The organism is Kitasatospora sp. NPDC052896 (genome assembly GCF_044547075.1).
Taxonomy (GTDB): Bacteria; Actinomycetota; Actinomycetes; order Streptomycetales; family Streptomycetaceae; genus Kitasatospora.
Map to the genome: position 1 here is coordinate 79684 of NZ_JBITZU010000005.1, position 13702 is coordinate 93385.

At 72.6% G+C, this 13702-nt stretch carries 9 protein-coding genes; 6 read left to right on the forward strand and 3 right to left on the reverse strand.

The genetic code is table 11. The annotated features are described in order from the left end of the window. Nucleotides 1-48: 48 nt before the first annotated feature. Nucleotides 49-1392: a ferric reductase-like transmembrane domain-containing protein gene (locus ACIGXM_RS13075; protein ID WP_396560686.1), complete on the reverse strand. Its 1344-nt coding sequence runs from the start codon at nucleotides 1390-1392 to the stop codon at nucleotides 49-51. Between the two features lie 319 nt (nucleotides 1393-1711). Between ACIGXM_RS13075 and ACIGXM_RS13080 the strand changes: the two genes are divergently transcribed. Next, on the forward strand, nucleotides 1712-2434 hold the full coding sequence (locus tag ACIGXM_RS13080) for a response regulator transcription factor (RefSeq protein WP_396560048.1): 723 nt from the start codon (nucleotides 1712-1714) through the stop codon (nucleotides 2432-2434). A gap of 35 nt (nucleotides 2435-2469) precedes the next feature. Beyond that, nucleotides 2470-3909 (forward strand): sensor histidine kinase, encoded by a 1440-nt coding sequence (locus ACIGXM_RS13085; RefSeq protein WP_396560050.1) that lies wholly within the window; start codon nucleotides 2470-2472, stop codon nucleotides 3907-3909. A 37-nt stretch (nucleotides 3910-3946) separates the two neighbouring features. Here the strand turns inward: ACIGXM_RS13085 and pepN are convergent, their stop codons facing one another. Further along, nucleotides 3947-6526 carry an aminopeptidase N gene (pepN, locus tag ACIGXM_RS13090; protein WP_396560052.1) on the reverse strand — a complete coding sequence of 860 codons (2580 nt, stop codon included), beginning with the start codon at nucleotides 6524-6526 and terminating at the stop codon, nucleotides 3947-3949. Between the two features lie 134 nt (nucleotides 6527-6660). Next, nucleotides 6661-8526, reverse strand: a complete 1866-nt coding sequence (locus ACIGXM_RS13095; protein ID WP_396560054.1) for a PQQ-binding-like beta-propeller repeat protein — start codon at nucleotides 8524-8526, stop codon at nucleotides 6661-6663. Between the two features lie 349 nt (nucleotides 8527-8875). Here ACIGXM_RS13095 and ACIGXM_RS13100 point away from each other — a divergent pair, with 349 nt between their 5' ends. The 4 genes from ACIGXM_RS13100 to ACIGXM_RS13115 all read left to right on the forward strand — a co-directional run bounded on the left by ACIGXM_RS13100 (nucleotide 8876) and on the right by ACIGXM_RS13115 (nucleotide 13634). Next, nucleotides 8876-10072, forward strand: a complete 1197-nt coding sequence (locus ACIGXM_RS13100) for an ROK family protein (protein ID WP_396560688.1) — start codon at nucleotides 8876-8878, stop codon at nucleotides 10070-10072. A 199-nt stretch (nucleotides 10073-10271) separates the two neighbouring features. After that, the gene (locus tag ACIGXM_RS13105) at nucleotides 10272-11378 is read left to right on the forward strand and encodes a sugar ABC transporter substrate-binding protein (RefSeq protein WP_396560056.1); all 1107 of its coding nucleotides are present in this window, start codon (nucleotides 10272-10274) and stop codon (nucleotides 11376-11378) included. Nucleotides 11379-11562: 184 nt separating this feature from the next. Continuing rightward, nucleotides 11563-12348, forward strand: a complete 786-nt coding sequence (locus tag ACIGXM_RS13110) for an ATP-binding cassette domain-containing protein (protein ID WP_396560057.1) — start codon at nucleotides 11563-11565, stop codon at nucleotides 12346-12348. Further along, on the forward strand, nucleotides 12345-13634 hold the full coding sequence (locus ACIGXM_RS13115) for a sugar ABC transporter permease (RefSeq protein WP_396560059.1): 1290 nt from the start codon (nucleotides 12345-12347) through the stop codon (nucleotides 13632-13634). The genes ACIGXM_RS13110 and ACIGXM_RS13115 overlap by 4 nt, the downstream gene beginning before the upstream one ends. The last annotated feature ends 68 nt before the right edge of the window (nucleotides 13635-13702 follow it).

Below are 13702 nucleotides of genomic sequence, written 5' to 3' on the forward strand. Positions count from 1 at the left end.
TTCGGGTGGACGGACGGGACGGACGGGCGGGCAGCTGGGCGGGCGGGCTCAGAACGCGAACGACTCATGATGGATCCGTTGCGCCGGCACCCCCGCCGCCCGCAGCTCGGCGACGGTGGCCGCCGCCAGCCCCTCCGGGCCGCACAGGAACACCTCGTGCGAGGCCAGCCCGGGCACCAGCCGGCCCAGCGCCTCCGCGGTGAGCGGATCACCGATCTCGGCGCGCGGCCCGACCAGGTAGCGCAGGTGGGCCCGGCGCCTGACCGCCACCTCCTCCAGCTCGGCCCGGAAGAGCAGGTCCCGCTCGTCGCGCGCCCGGTAGAGCAGGGTGAGTTCGCCCGGTCCGGCCGGCAGCGTCTCGAAGAGCGTCCGGATCGGGGTGATCCCGACCCCCGCCGCGATCAGCAGTACCCGCCGCGCCTTGCGCCGCCGCGCCGTGAACGCGCCGTACGGGCCCTCCGCGCACACCCGCACGCCCGGCCGCAGCCCGGCGATCGCCGCGCTGTGCCCGCCGAGGTCCTTGACGGTGAACCGCAGGAAGCGCGGGTGCGGTGGTGCGGAGAGCGAGTAGGGGTTCTCCGCCCAGCGCAGCTCCCGGGTCAGGAACCGCAGCCGGAAGAACTGGCCGGGCTCGCAGCGCAGTTCGTCCAGCCGGTCACCGGTCAGGAAGACCGACACCACCCCGGGCCCCTCCGGACGCACCTCGGCGACCCGCAGCCGGTGCCGCCGGTCGCGCAGGAACGGCACGGCCAGCCGGTACCACCCGAGCAGCCCGAACGAGCCGGCGTAGAGCGCGTACCAGCCGAGCTTCCCGGGCCCCTCACCGAGGTCGGCGCCGTTGCTGAGCTGGTGCCCGAACCCGAGCGCGATCGCCAGGTAGGTGCCCAGGTGCAGGTAGTACCAGGTCTCGTAGCTCAGCCTGCGGCGGGCCGCCCGGGCCGAGAAGGCCCCGGTGGCGAACATCAGCAGGGTGGCCAGCGAGGCCTTGATCATGTCGGGGAAGTGGAAGACCATCTGGACGCCCTCGCCGACCACGTTCTCGTGCGCGGTCAGCGCGTAGCCCCAGATGATCGTCAGCACGTGCGCGCTGACCAGGCCGACCAGGTAGCGCCCGCCGATCGCGTGCCAGCGGGCCAGCCGGTCCGCGCCGACCTCGTGCTCCAGCAGCGGGATCCGGGCCATCAGCAGGAGCAGCACGGGCGCCGCGTACCCGGCCAGCAGGCCGGTGATCCGGCCGGCGTTGGTCAGCCACTCGTCGGCGCCGGTGACCGCGAAGGTGTCCCGCCACCAGAGGGCGAGCACGCCGAGGGCACCGGCGCCGATCGCGAGCAGGACCAGCAGCGACACCGGGTCGGGCAGCAGCTCGGTGGGGCTCACGCCGCGGGCGCGCATCACGGTCGGCTGCCCCTGCCTGCGGCGGCCGCCGGGGGACCGGTGTGGGTGCTGGGTGGCGGTGCTCAGGGTGACCTCCTCGTGACGGTGACGGAGCTGCCGGGTGACGCGCGGACTGCGGCTGCGCTGCCACCCTGACACCGCAAGCTCTCAGTTCGCTCTGAACAGTGGGTCCGTGACCGGCCCGGAAGCCCGGATTTCCGGGCTTTTCCGCCGGCGGAGGTCCCCACCGGCGCTCGCGGATCTCACCGCTTTCTCATCGCCACCGGCAGAATGGACGGACGCCGCACCCGCTCGCCCACCCCCCCGAAGGGACCTCATGACCGGGGACCTCCTGACCGCCCGCCGCATCCTGGTCGTCGACGACGAGCCCGACCTGGTCGAGGTGCTCTGCGGCGCGCTGCGCTACGAGGGCTGGGAGGCCCGCGGCGCCGCGACCGGCGGCGAGGCGGTCCGCGCCGCCTCGACCTGGGCGCCGGACGCGGTGATCCTCGACATGATGCTCCCCGACCTGGACGGCATGGCGGTGCTGGCCCGGATCCACGCCGAGCGCCCCGAGGTCCGGGTGCTCTTCCTGACCGCCAAGGACGCGGTGGAGGACCGGATCGCCGGGATCGCCGCCGGCGGCGACGACTACGTGACCAAGCCGTTCAGCCTGGCGGAGGTGGTGGTCCGGCTGCGCGGCCTGCTGCGCCGGGCGGACGCGGCCACCGGGCGGCGGATCCTGCCGCCGCCGGAGGGCGCGCTGGTGCTGGGCGACCTGGTGCTGGTCGAGCAGACCCGGGAGGTCACCCGGGGCGGTGACGTGATCGAGCTGAGCCCGACCGAGTTCGCCCTGCTGCGCCACCTGCTGAGCCATCCGCGCCAGGTGCTCAGCAAGGCGCAGATCCTGGACGCGGTCTGGTCGTACGACTTCGGCGGCCAGGCGCACGTGGTGGAGCTCTACATCAGCTACCTGCGCAAGAAGATCGACGCCGGCCGCACTCCGATGATCCACACCGTCCGCGGCGCGGGCTACCTGATCAAGGCGCCCACCACGTGACGTCCCGCTCCCCGAGGTTCCCGAGGCCGCGTCCGGTGCCCCGGACACTGCGCGGCCGGCTGATCGCGGGCCTGCTCGTCCTGCTGCTGCTGACCTTCGCCGCGGTCGGCGTGGCGGTCGCGGTCTCGCTGCAGACCTTCCTGGTGGCCCGGCTCGACCAGCAGCTCACCGACACCGGCGGCCGGTACGCGGCCAGCCTGGAGCACAGCGGCCGGACGGGCCGGCCGCGCAGCGACACCCGGGCGCAGGCCCCGGGCACCTTCGGCGCCCGGCTGCTGCACGGCACGGTGACCCAGGCCGGCGTGGTGGACGGGGACGCGGACGACGACGCGGTGGCGGCCGGGAGCGCCTCGCCCGACACCGACGACCTGGTCCGGCTCACCCCGGCCGACCAGCAGCGGCTGGCCGCGCTCCCGGTCGGCGGCCCGGCCGGCACCGTCCACCTGGCGGGGCTCGGCGACTACCGGGTCCGCGCGGTGGCCGGCGAGGACGGTGACGTGCTGGTCACCGGCCTGCCGATGAGCCAGGTCAGCGGTACCGAACACCAGGTGCTGGTGCTCGAACTGACCGTCTTCGCGGTGGCCGGCGCCGCCGCCGGGCTGGCCGCCGCGTTCTGGGTGCGGGTCTCGCTGCGCCCGCTGGACCGGATCGCCGACACCGCCGAGCGGGTCGGCGCGCTGCCGCTGGCGCGGGGTGAGGTGGAGCTCTCCGAACGGGTGCCGGACGCCGACCCGACCACCGAGACCGGCCGGGTCGGGCTGGCGCTCAACCGGATGCTCGGCCACGTGGCCGACGCGCTCGCCCAGCGGCACGCGGTGGAGGACCGGCTGCGCTCGTTCGCCGCCGACGCCGGCCACGAGCTGCGCACCCCGCTGGCGGCCGTGCGCGGCCACGCCGAGCTGGCGCTGCGCCACCCGGGGCCGGTGCAGGAGCCGGTCCGGCACTCGCTGGAGCGGATCGAGGCGGAGTCCCGCCGGATGGGCACCATCGTCGAGGACCTGCTGCTGCTCGCCCGACTGGACGCCGGCCGGCCGCTCGCCCGCGGCGAGGTGGACCTCACCCGGCTGGCCCTGGACGGCACCGCGGACGCCCGCGCCGCCGCGCCCGGCCACCACTGGCGGCTCGACCTGCCGACGGAGCCGGTGCTGGTCAGCGGCGACGAGGACCGGCTGCGCCAGGTGGTCTCCAACCTGCTCGGCAACGCCCACCGGCACACCCCGGCGGGCAGCACGGTCACCCTGCGGCTGGCCGAGGGCACCCTGACCGTCAGCGACGACGGCCCCGGGGTCCCGCCCGAGCTGGTCCCGCTGGTCTTCGAACGCTTCGTCCGCGCCGACCAGTCACGCACCCGCAGCACCGGCGGCACCGGCCTCGGGCTGGCCATCGTGCACGCCGTGGTGACCGCGCACGGCGGCACGGTCACCCTCACCAGCCCGCAGGCCGGCGGCACCACGGTCACCGTCACCCTGCCCTGAGCCACCCCCCTCGGAGGGGGGTGGCCCAGGGCAGGGCTCAGCGCTCGCCCGCGGCGCGGTCGACGGCCCGGGCGTTCAGCGCCCGCTCGACGCCGGCCCGGGACTCGACGACCAGCCGGCGCAGCGCGGGCACCGGCTCGGCCGAGGCCAGCCAGGCGTCGGTGGCGTCCAGGGTGGCCTGCTCGACCTGGGTGGCCGGGTACAGCCCGGTGATGATCTGCGAGGCGATCTCGTGGCTGCGCGACTCCCAGACGCCCTTGATCGCGGCGAAGTACTTCGCCACGTACGGCGCGAGCAGCTCGCGCTGGTCGGACCGGTTGAACCCGCCGATCACCGCGTCCTGGAGGTAGTTGGTCAGCTCCTCCGACTCCACCACCGAGGCCCAGGCGTCGGCCTTGGCGGCCACGGTCGGCCGGGCGGCCCGGCAGCTGGCGGCGTGCTCCTGGCCGGCCGCGGTGTTGTCACGGGCCAACTCGGCGTCGATCGCGGCCTCGTCCGCCCGGCCGGCGGCGACCAGGCTGACCAGCAGGGTCCAGCGCAGCTCGGTGTCCACGGCCAGACCGGGAACCTCGACCGAGCCGTCCAGCAGGCCGGCGATCAGGTCCAGCTGCGGTGCCTGGTGCGCGACCGCGGCCAACGCCCGGGCCCAGGCCAGCTGGTGGTCGCTGCCCGGGGTGGCGGCGCGCAGCTGCTCCTCGCAGGCGGCGGCCCAGCGGGCCAGCCCCTGCGGGCGCCAGGCCGGGTCGGCGTACGAGTCCAGCGCGCTCTGCACCTGGCGCTGCACCGACTGGACCACGCCGATGTCGCTCTCCTCGGGCAGCCCGGCGACGGCCAGCGCGAGGTAGTCGCGGGCGGCCAGCTCGCCGTCCCGGGTCATGTCCCAGGCGGCGGCCCAGACCAGCGCGCGCGGCAGCGGCTCGGCGAAGTCGCCCAGGTGCGCGGTGACGGTGGCCAGCGAGGCGTCGTCCAGCCGCAGCTTGGCGTACGACAGGTCGTCGTCGTTGAGCAGCACCACGGCGGGCAGCCGACGGCCGGTCAGCTGCGGCACGGCGGTGCGCTCGCCGTCCACGTCCAGCTCGATCCGCTCGGTGCGGACCAGCTTGCCGTCCGTCAACTCGTAGCAGCCGATGGCGATCCGGTGCGGACGCAGGGCGGCCTCGCCCTTCGCGCCGGCGGGCAGCGCGGGGGCCTCCTGGCGGACCGCGAAGGAGGCGATCGCGCCGGCGGCGTCCAGCTCGATCTCCGGGCGCAGCACGTTGATGCCGGCCGTCTCCAGCCACTTGCGGGACCAGGTCTTCAGGTCGCGCCCGCTGGTCTCCTCCAGCGCGCCGAGCAGGTCGGGCAGCGTGGTGTTGCCCCAGGCGTGCCGCTTGAAGTACGCGCGCAGGCCGGCGAAGAAGGCGTCCTGACCGACGTACGCCACCAGCTGCTTGAGCACCGAGGCGCCCTTGGCGTAGGTGATGCCGTCGAAGTTGACCATGACGTCCTCGAGATCGTTGATCTCGGCCATGATCGGGTGGGTGGAGGGCAGTTGGTCCTGCCGGTAGGCCCAGGTCTTCATCTGGTTGGCGAAAGTCGTCCAGCCGTTGGGCCACTTGGTGCCGGCCGGCTCGACCAGGGCGACCATCTCGGCGTAGGTGGCGAACGACTCGTTGAGCCAGAGGTCGTTCCACCACTCCATGGTGACCAGGTCGCCGAACCACATGTGGGCCAGCTCGTGCAGGATCGTGGTGGCGCGCATCTCGTAGGAGGCGTCGGTCACCTTCGAGCGGAAGATGTACTGGTCGCGCAGGGTCACCGCGCCCGCGTTCTCCATCGCGCCGGCGTTGAACTCCGGGACGAAGAGCTGGTCGTACTTCTCGAACGGGTACGCGTAGTCGAACTTCTCCTGGAAGTACGCGAATCCCTGCTTGGTGACGTCGAAGACCGCCTCGGCGTCCAGGAACTCCCGCAGCGAGGGCCGGCAGTAGATGCCGAGCGGAACCCGCTGCGAGCCGGCGACGTACTCGTCGAAGACGCCGACGTACGGGCCGGCGACCAGCGCGGTGATGTAGGTGGAGATCCGGCCGGTCGGGGCGAACCGCCAGACCTGCGTCCCGCCCTCGCCGACCGGCTGCGGGGTGGGGGAGTTGGAGACCACGACCCAGCCGCGCGGGGCGGTGACGGTGAAGCTGAAGGCGGCCTTCAGGTCGGGCTGCTCGAAGGAGGCGAACACCCGCCGGGCGTCCGGAACCTCGAACTGGCTGTACAGGTAGGTCTCGCCGTCCACCGGGTCGACGAAGCGGTGCAGGCCCTCGCCGGTGTTGGTGTAGGCGCAGTCGGCGACGACCCGCAGCTCGTTCTCGGCCGCCAGGCCGGTCAGGGCGATCCGGCTGTCGGCGAACGCCGAGACGTCCACCCGCTCGCCGTTCAGGACGATCTCGTGGACGGTCGGGGCCACCAGGTCGATGAAGGTGGAGGCGCCGGGACGGGAGGCGGTGAAGCGGACCACGGTGGTGGACCGGAACGTGCCGCCGTCACGGGCCGTACTCAGATCCAGCTCGATGTCGTACGCGTCGACATGGAGGAGCTCGGCCCGGGTGCGGGCCTCCTCACGGGTCAGGTTGGTGCCAGGCACTCGCAGGACTCCTTCGTCAGGCTTGTCTGCCCGGCATCCTCCCACGTCGCCCTCGGGCCCCCGGGGAGCGGGCGGTCCGGGTACGACGAAGGGCGGGCCGTCGGTGGACGGCCCGCCCTTCCCGCCGGGTCGGCTCAGCCCTTGGTGTAGAGCTGCGCGCTGTTGTCCATCGGGGACTGCGGGACGGTGATCACCTGGCCGGTGGAGGGCACCAGCACCTGGGCGTCCTGGAACGGCAGCGAGCTGTCCTGGGTGTTGGCGAAGGGCGCGATGGTGGTCACCGAGCCGTCCACGGGGGAGAGGCTGACCAGCTGCGAGGCCTTGCCGTAGCCCTGCATCGCGATCGCCAGCGGCTTGCCGTCACTGGTGGCGGAGGCGGCCAGCCGCAGGCCCTCGTCGGTGCCGCCGTCCACGGTCCACAGGGTCCGGCCGGAGACCAGATCGATCGCCCGGACCGCGGTCTTGCTGCTCTCCCCCACCTCGACGTAGAGCGTGTTGCCGAGCACGATGTCGTGGCTCAGACCGGCGTTGGCGTCGGTCAGTTGCAGGGTGTCCTGGCCGGTGACCTTCAGCGGGATCTGGGCCATCGCGTTGTTGGCGCCGTCCAGGCCGACCACGAAGTCGTTGTCGCCGCCGTTGGAGATCTGCAGCACCAGCGGCTTGACCGAGATGATGGCGCCGATCCGCTCGCCCTGGGTGTTCAGGTTGAAGTTGGTCTCGACCTTGCCGGTGTTGGCGTCCAGCACGCTCAGCACCTGGCTGGGGGTGGCGTCCGCGCAGTAGTCGCTGACCACCAGGACGCCGCCGGCGGTGTCGGCGGAGTCGTTGCAGAACTGGCCGCGGTCCTTCCACTGCCAGACGGTCGAGCCGTCGGTCAGGCTGAAGCCCTCCTGGATCGCGCCGCTGGCGGCGGCCAGGGTGGTGTCGGTGACGGTGACCTGGGTGTTGAAGCTGGTGTTGTTCGGGATCGACTGGCCGACCTTGAAGAGCAGCTTGCCGCTGGTGGCGTCGACCGCGCCGACCGCGGCGCAGTCGTCGTCGCCGAGGTTGAAGGAGACGCCGCCGATCATGTTCTTGTTGACGGTGGCCGACATGCTGCAGAACGCCTTGGCGTTCGGCGGCACGGCCAGCGTCCAGGCCACCTTGCCGTCACTCAGGTCGTAGGCGGTCAGCCCGGTGGCGTCGCCGCGGACCAGCAGCTTGTCGGTGGTCCAGGTGCCGAGGGTCTGCGAGTCGGAGCCGTCGTCGTCGGACTTGGGCGCGGTCCAGGTGGCGCTGAACTTCCCGGCCTGGGCGGCGGGCGGGTTGTTCCCGCCCCCGCCGGCGGCGGTGTTGCCGCTGCTCTTGCCGCCGCCGAAGAGCACCACCAGGCCGATGACGATGCCGACCACCAGGACCGAACCGGCCACCGCGCCGAAGACCAGCACCGGGTTGCGCTGCTTGGCCGGCGCCGGCGCCGGCATCGGCGGGCCGGGGTAGGCGTAGCCGCCCTGCTGTGGCGGGGGACCCGGGTAGGCGTAGCCGCCCTGGTCGGGCTGCGGGGGACCGGGGTAGGCGTAGCCCCCCTGGTCGGGCTGCGGGTAGCCGGGCTGCGGCGGGCCGTACGGGCCGGGCGCCGGGGCCGGGGCGGCCTGCGGGTAGGCGTACGCCGAGCCGGCCTGCGGGTCGTACGGGCCGACCGGTGCGCCGTAGCCGCCCGCCGGCGGTGGGGCCTGGGCGGGGAAGGCGGGGGCGGTCGGCTGGTAGCTGACGTCGGCCGGGGCGCCCGGGGGCGGGGCGGGTGCGCCGGCGGGCGGCGCGGTCGGCGGCGCGGCGGGCGGCGGTGGCACCGGGCCCGCGGCCTGGGCGGGGATCGGCGCGCCGGCGAGCTGGGTCGCCTGGTCCGCGAGCGCCGCCGGGTCCACCCCGGGTCGCTGTTCTGCCGCTGCTCCGCCCTGTTGACCCGGCGTCGCGTCCTGCGGCGTGCCGCCCGGGCTCGGGTTCGGCTGATCCCCTGCCATGTGATTCCCCGTCATGTCCGAATCTGTGCCGCCTTGCCACAATGGCCCCGAATGATCAGGCGGCTGGAACAGAGCACATCGTACGGGTGGGCCGAATTCCGCTTCCGCCAGGTCCGGCCCGCGGGCCGCCGCGGGCGTGGCAGCCGGTGGGGTTTACAACGATCCGTACTCGGCCTTGACGCTGCCTTGCCGGGCAGGCGCAGCATAGAGTTCACAAGTTGAAGGTGAAACCTGGTCGTGGTGCCGGCTCTCCCGGTGCCGCGACCGCCGGCACGCGAGCTCCACCGCAAAGGCGCGGCGTGGACGGGGACACCAGGTCCCGATCCCTTGGGAGGGTCAAGCAATGTCGATGGACACGCCCGGTTCGCAGTCGTCACTGCACCGCGCCAACCTGGAGCGGGTGCTACGGGCGGTGCGGATGGCGGGTTCCCTCACCCAGGCCGAGATCGCCCGCGGCACCGGGCTCTCGGCGGCGACCGTCTCCAACATCGTGCGGGAGCTCAAGGAGAGCGGCACGGTGGTGGTGGCCGACACCTCCTCGGGTGGCCGGCGGGCCCGCTCGGTCTCGCTCAGCGGGGACGCCGGGATCGTGGTGGGCGTCGACTTCGGCCACTCCCACCTGCGCGTCGCGGTGGGCAACCTGGCCCACCGGGTGCTCGCCGAGGAGAGCGAGCCGATGAACGTGGACGAGTCGGCGGCGCAGGGCTTCGACCGGGCCGAGGCGCTGGTCGAGCGGCTGCTGGTGCAGGCCGGCTTCCGGTCCGACAAGGTGATCGGCGTGGGTCTGGGGGTGCCCGGGCCGATCGACGTGGAGACCGGCGCGCTGGGCTCCACCGCGATCCTGCCCGGCTGGACCGGTGTGGTGCCCGGTCGCGAGCTCTCCTCCCGGCTGGGCATGCCGGTGCACGTCGACAACGACGCCAACCTCGGCGCGCTGGGCGAGCTGGTCTGGGGCGCCGGCCGTGGGCTGGGCGACCTGGCGTACATCAAGGTGGCCAGCGGGGTCGGCGCCGGCCTGGTGATCAACGGCCAGATCTACCGCGGCCCGGGCGGCACGGCGGGCGAGATCGGCCACATCACGCTGGACGAGGCGGGCCCGGTCTGCCGCTGCGGCAACCGAGGCTGCCTGGAGACCTTCGTCGGCTCGCGCTACCTGCTCAACCTCTTGAACGCGAGCCACGAGCAGGGGCTGACGCTCTCCGGGGTGGTCCGGCTGGCCCGGGAGGGCGACCTCGGCTGCCGCCGGGTGATCGCGGACGCCGGCCGGCAGATCGGGACCGGGGTGGCCACCCTGTGCAACCTGTTGAACCCCCGCCGGGTGATCCTCGGCGGTGACCTGGCCGAGGCCGGTGAGCTGGTGCTTTCCCCGATCCGGGACTCGGTGGCGCGGTACGCGATCCCCTCCGCCGCGCGTCAGCTCTCCATCGTCCCGGGCACCCTGGGTGGTCGGGCGGAGGTGCTGGGCGCGCTCGCGCTGGTGATGAGCGAGATGGGCGAAACGGGCGCACTCGGGCACGCCGGACCGGCCGCGGTGGCCCGCGCCTGAACTCCGAGAAGCGGCGGGAAACCCCGGGGAAACTCGGGGAACACCGCATTTGGTCTCGGCTTAGCCTTCATGAAGATAACGAAAGGGTTTGAATCGGCGGGGGGCTGGATTTACTTCTTGACGATAAGCCGACGGGCCGGGTTGACTCCTCCCCACCTCGCCGCAACGTTGCGGCTCTGTCAGGGAGGCACCCCCCACCATGAACGCAATGATGCGTCGCGCCCTCATCGGCACCGCCGTGGTATCGATGGCCCTGTCCATGGCCGCCTGTGGCAAGGCCGGCGGTAGCAGCAGCAGCAGTAGTTCGGCTTCCAGTCCTGACAGCGGGACCATCGGTCTGCTCCTGCCGGAGAACTCCTCGTCGGTGCGGTACGAGTCGTTCGACAAGCCGCTGATCGAGGCGAAGGTCAAGGCGCTCTGCCCCAACTGCACCGTCAAGTACAACAACGCCAACGGTGACGCCGCGACGCAGAAGCAGCAGTTCGACACCATGGTCGCGCAGGGCGTCAAGGTGATCATGCTCGACGCGGTGAACGCGAACGGCACCGCCTCCTGGATCACCGACGCCGCCAAGAAGGGTGTCAAGGTCGTCGCGTACGACCGGCTGGCCGCCGGCCCGGTCGCCGGGTACGTCTCCTTCGACAACGAGAAGGTCGGCGAGCTGCAGGGCCAGGCCCTGATCGACGCGCTCAACGCGAACGGCGGCAACGCCAAGAACGACGACATCGTCATGATCAACGGTGACGACAACGACCCGAACGCGGGCCAGTTCAAGGCCGGCGCGCACAAGGTGCTGGACACCGGTGTGAAGAAGATCGTTTACGAGCAGTCCGGTCAGTGGCAGCCCACCGTGGCCAGCCAGAAGATCGGCGCCGCGATCACCGCCCTGGGCAAGAACGGCTTCCAGGGCGTCTACTCCGCCAACGACGGCATGGCCGCGGCCATCATCACCGCGCTGAAGGCCGCCGGCATCAACGTCCCGGTCGGTGGCCAGGACGCCGCCCCCGACGCCATCCAGCGGATCCTGAGCGGCGACCAGGCCTACACCATCTACAAGGCCTACAAGCCCGAGGCCGAGGGCGCCGCCACCATCGCCGTCGACCTGCTGCACGGCCTGGACGTCACCGGCACCGCCACCTCCGTCACCAACGACGGCGGCACCAACGTCCCCTCGCTGCTGCTCACCCCGGTCGTGGTGACCAAGGCCAACGTCAAGGACACCGTGATCGCCGACGGCATGTACAAGGTCAGCGACATCTGCACCGCCCAGTACGCCGACGCCTGCAAGGCCGCCGGCCTCGAGTGACGCCCGTGCCCGGCCGGACCCGCCCCACCGGGTCCGGCCGGCCCGCGTTACCCCGGCGTGCGTGTCGAACCCGCGTGCGCCCCTCTTGTCTCTCGCACTACCTCTTCGCGCCCGGGGCGGCGCGCGGCTGGCCCGGCACGGTGGGACGACCCTCCCAGGAGCCGGGAACGAAGGAGCCCACACCATGGTCCACACAGACGCACCCATCCTGGCGTTGCGCGGAGTCTCCAAGCGCTTCGGCGCGGTCCAGGTCCTCACCGGAGTCGACCTGGAGGTGCACGCCGGCCAGGTCGTCGCGCTGGTCGGCGACAACGGCGCCGGCAAGTCCACTCTGGTCAAGACGATCGCCGGGGTGCACCCGATCGACGAGGGCGGCATCGAGTGGGAGGGCCGCCAGGTCCACCTGAACCGCCCTCAGGACGCCCAGGCACTCGGCGTGGCGACGGTCTACCAGGACCTCGCCCTCTGCGACAACCTCGACGTGGTGGCCAACCTCTTCCTCGGCCGCGAGCTGAAGCGCGGTGGCCGGCTGGACGAGGTCGCCATGGAGAAGCGCGCCAAGGAGCTGCTCGACACCCTGTCGATCCGGATCCCCAGCGTGCGCATCCCGGTCGCCGCGCTCTCCGGCGGCCAGCGCCAGGTGGTCGCGATCGCCCGCGCGCTGATCGGCGAGCCGAAGATCGTCATCCTGGACGAACCGACCGCCGCGCTCGGCGTGGAGCAGACCGCGCAGGTCCTCGACCTGGTCGAGCGGCTCCGCGACCGCGGCCTCGGGGTGATCCTGATCAGCCACAACATGGCGGACGTCCGAGCGGTGGCCGACCAGGTCGCCGTGCTCCGGCTGGGCCGCAACAACGGCGTCTTCCCGGTGGAGTCCACCACCCACGAGACGATCATCTCCGCCATCACCGGCGCCACCGACAACGCGGTGACCCGGCGTCAGGCCCGGGTCGCGGAGGGGGCCAAGTGAGCAAGCACACCGGCACGACGACGAACGGCACGACTGTGAGCGAGATTTCCGACCAGGCGGCGCCGATCCCCGCCGTGGACCCCCGGCTGCTGGTGCGTGAGCAGGGCTTCGCCGGCTACCTGGGCGAGTTCAAGCGCAAGCTGCGCAGCGGCGACCTGGGTTCGATACCCGTGGTGCTCGGCCTGATCCTGATCGCCACCATCTTCCAGCTGATCACCGGCGACTTCCTCACCGCCGGCAACCTCTCCAACATCACCCTCTACATCGCCGGGCCCGGCCTGATCTCGGTCGGCATCGTCTTCGTGCTGCTGCTCGGTGAGATCGACCTCTCGCTCGGTTCGGTGGCCGGCGTCTCGGCCGCGCTCTCGGCGGTCCTCTCCATCCAGCACGGCCTCAACGAGTGGCTGGCGATGGTCCTCGCGGTCCTCGCGGCGCTGCTGATCGGCGCGCTGCACGGTTTCTTCTTCGCCAAGATCGGCGTGCCCGCCTTCGTCGTCACGCTGGCCGGCCTGCTCGGCTGGAGCGGCCTGCAGGGCGCCGTGATGGGCAACACCGGCACCCTGAACAACATCCCCAACGGCGTGATCGCCAACCTGGACAACTACTTCTTCGCCGACGTCGCGGCCGCCTACGGCCTGGCCGCGGTCGGCGTGGCCGGGTACCTGGTCGCCGCGCTGCTGGGCGCCCGGAGCCGTCGGCAGGCCGGGCTGCCGGCCCGCCCGGTGGGCGAGATCGTGCTGCGCGCGGTGGTGCTCGCGGTGGTCGCGTTCGGCGCCGCCTACACCCTCAACCAGGACCGCGGCCTGCCGCTCGCCCTGGTGGTCTTCCTCGGTGTGGTGGTCGTCACCGACTTCGTGCTGCGCCGCACCTCCTACGGCCGCAAGGTCTTCGCGGTCGGCGGCGGCGTCGAGGCGGCCCGCCGGGCCGGCATCAACGTGGCCCGGGTGCGGATCTCGGTCTTCATGATCTCGGCCGGACTGGCCGCGGTCGGCGGCCTCTTCATCGCCTCCCAGGCCGGCTTCGCCGACAAGCAGCTGGGCAGCGGGAACGTGCTGATGAACTCGATCGCCGCGGCCGTGATCGGCGGCACCAGCCTCTTCGGCGGCCGGGGCAAGACCTGGTCGGCGCTGCTCGGCATGCTGGTGATCCAGTCCATCGTGACCGGCCTCGACCTGCAGGGCATCAGCCAGTCCGTGCAGTACATGATCACCGGCGCGGTGCTGCTCGCCGCCGTCGTGCTGGACTCGGTCTCCCGCCGGACCCAGAAGTCCTCCGGGCGCGGCTGACCCCGCCCAAGGCCCGGGACGGTCCCCTGAAGGGGCGCGTCCCGGGCCTTCGCACGCCCCGGATCGCG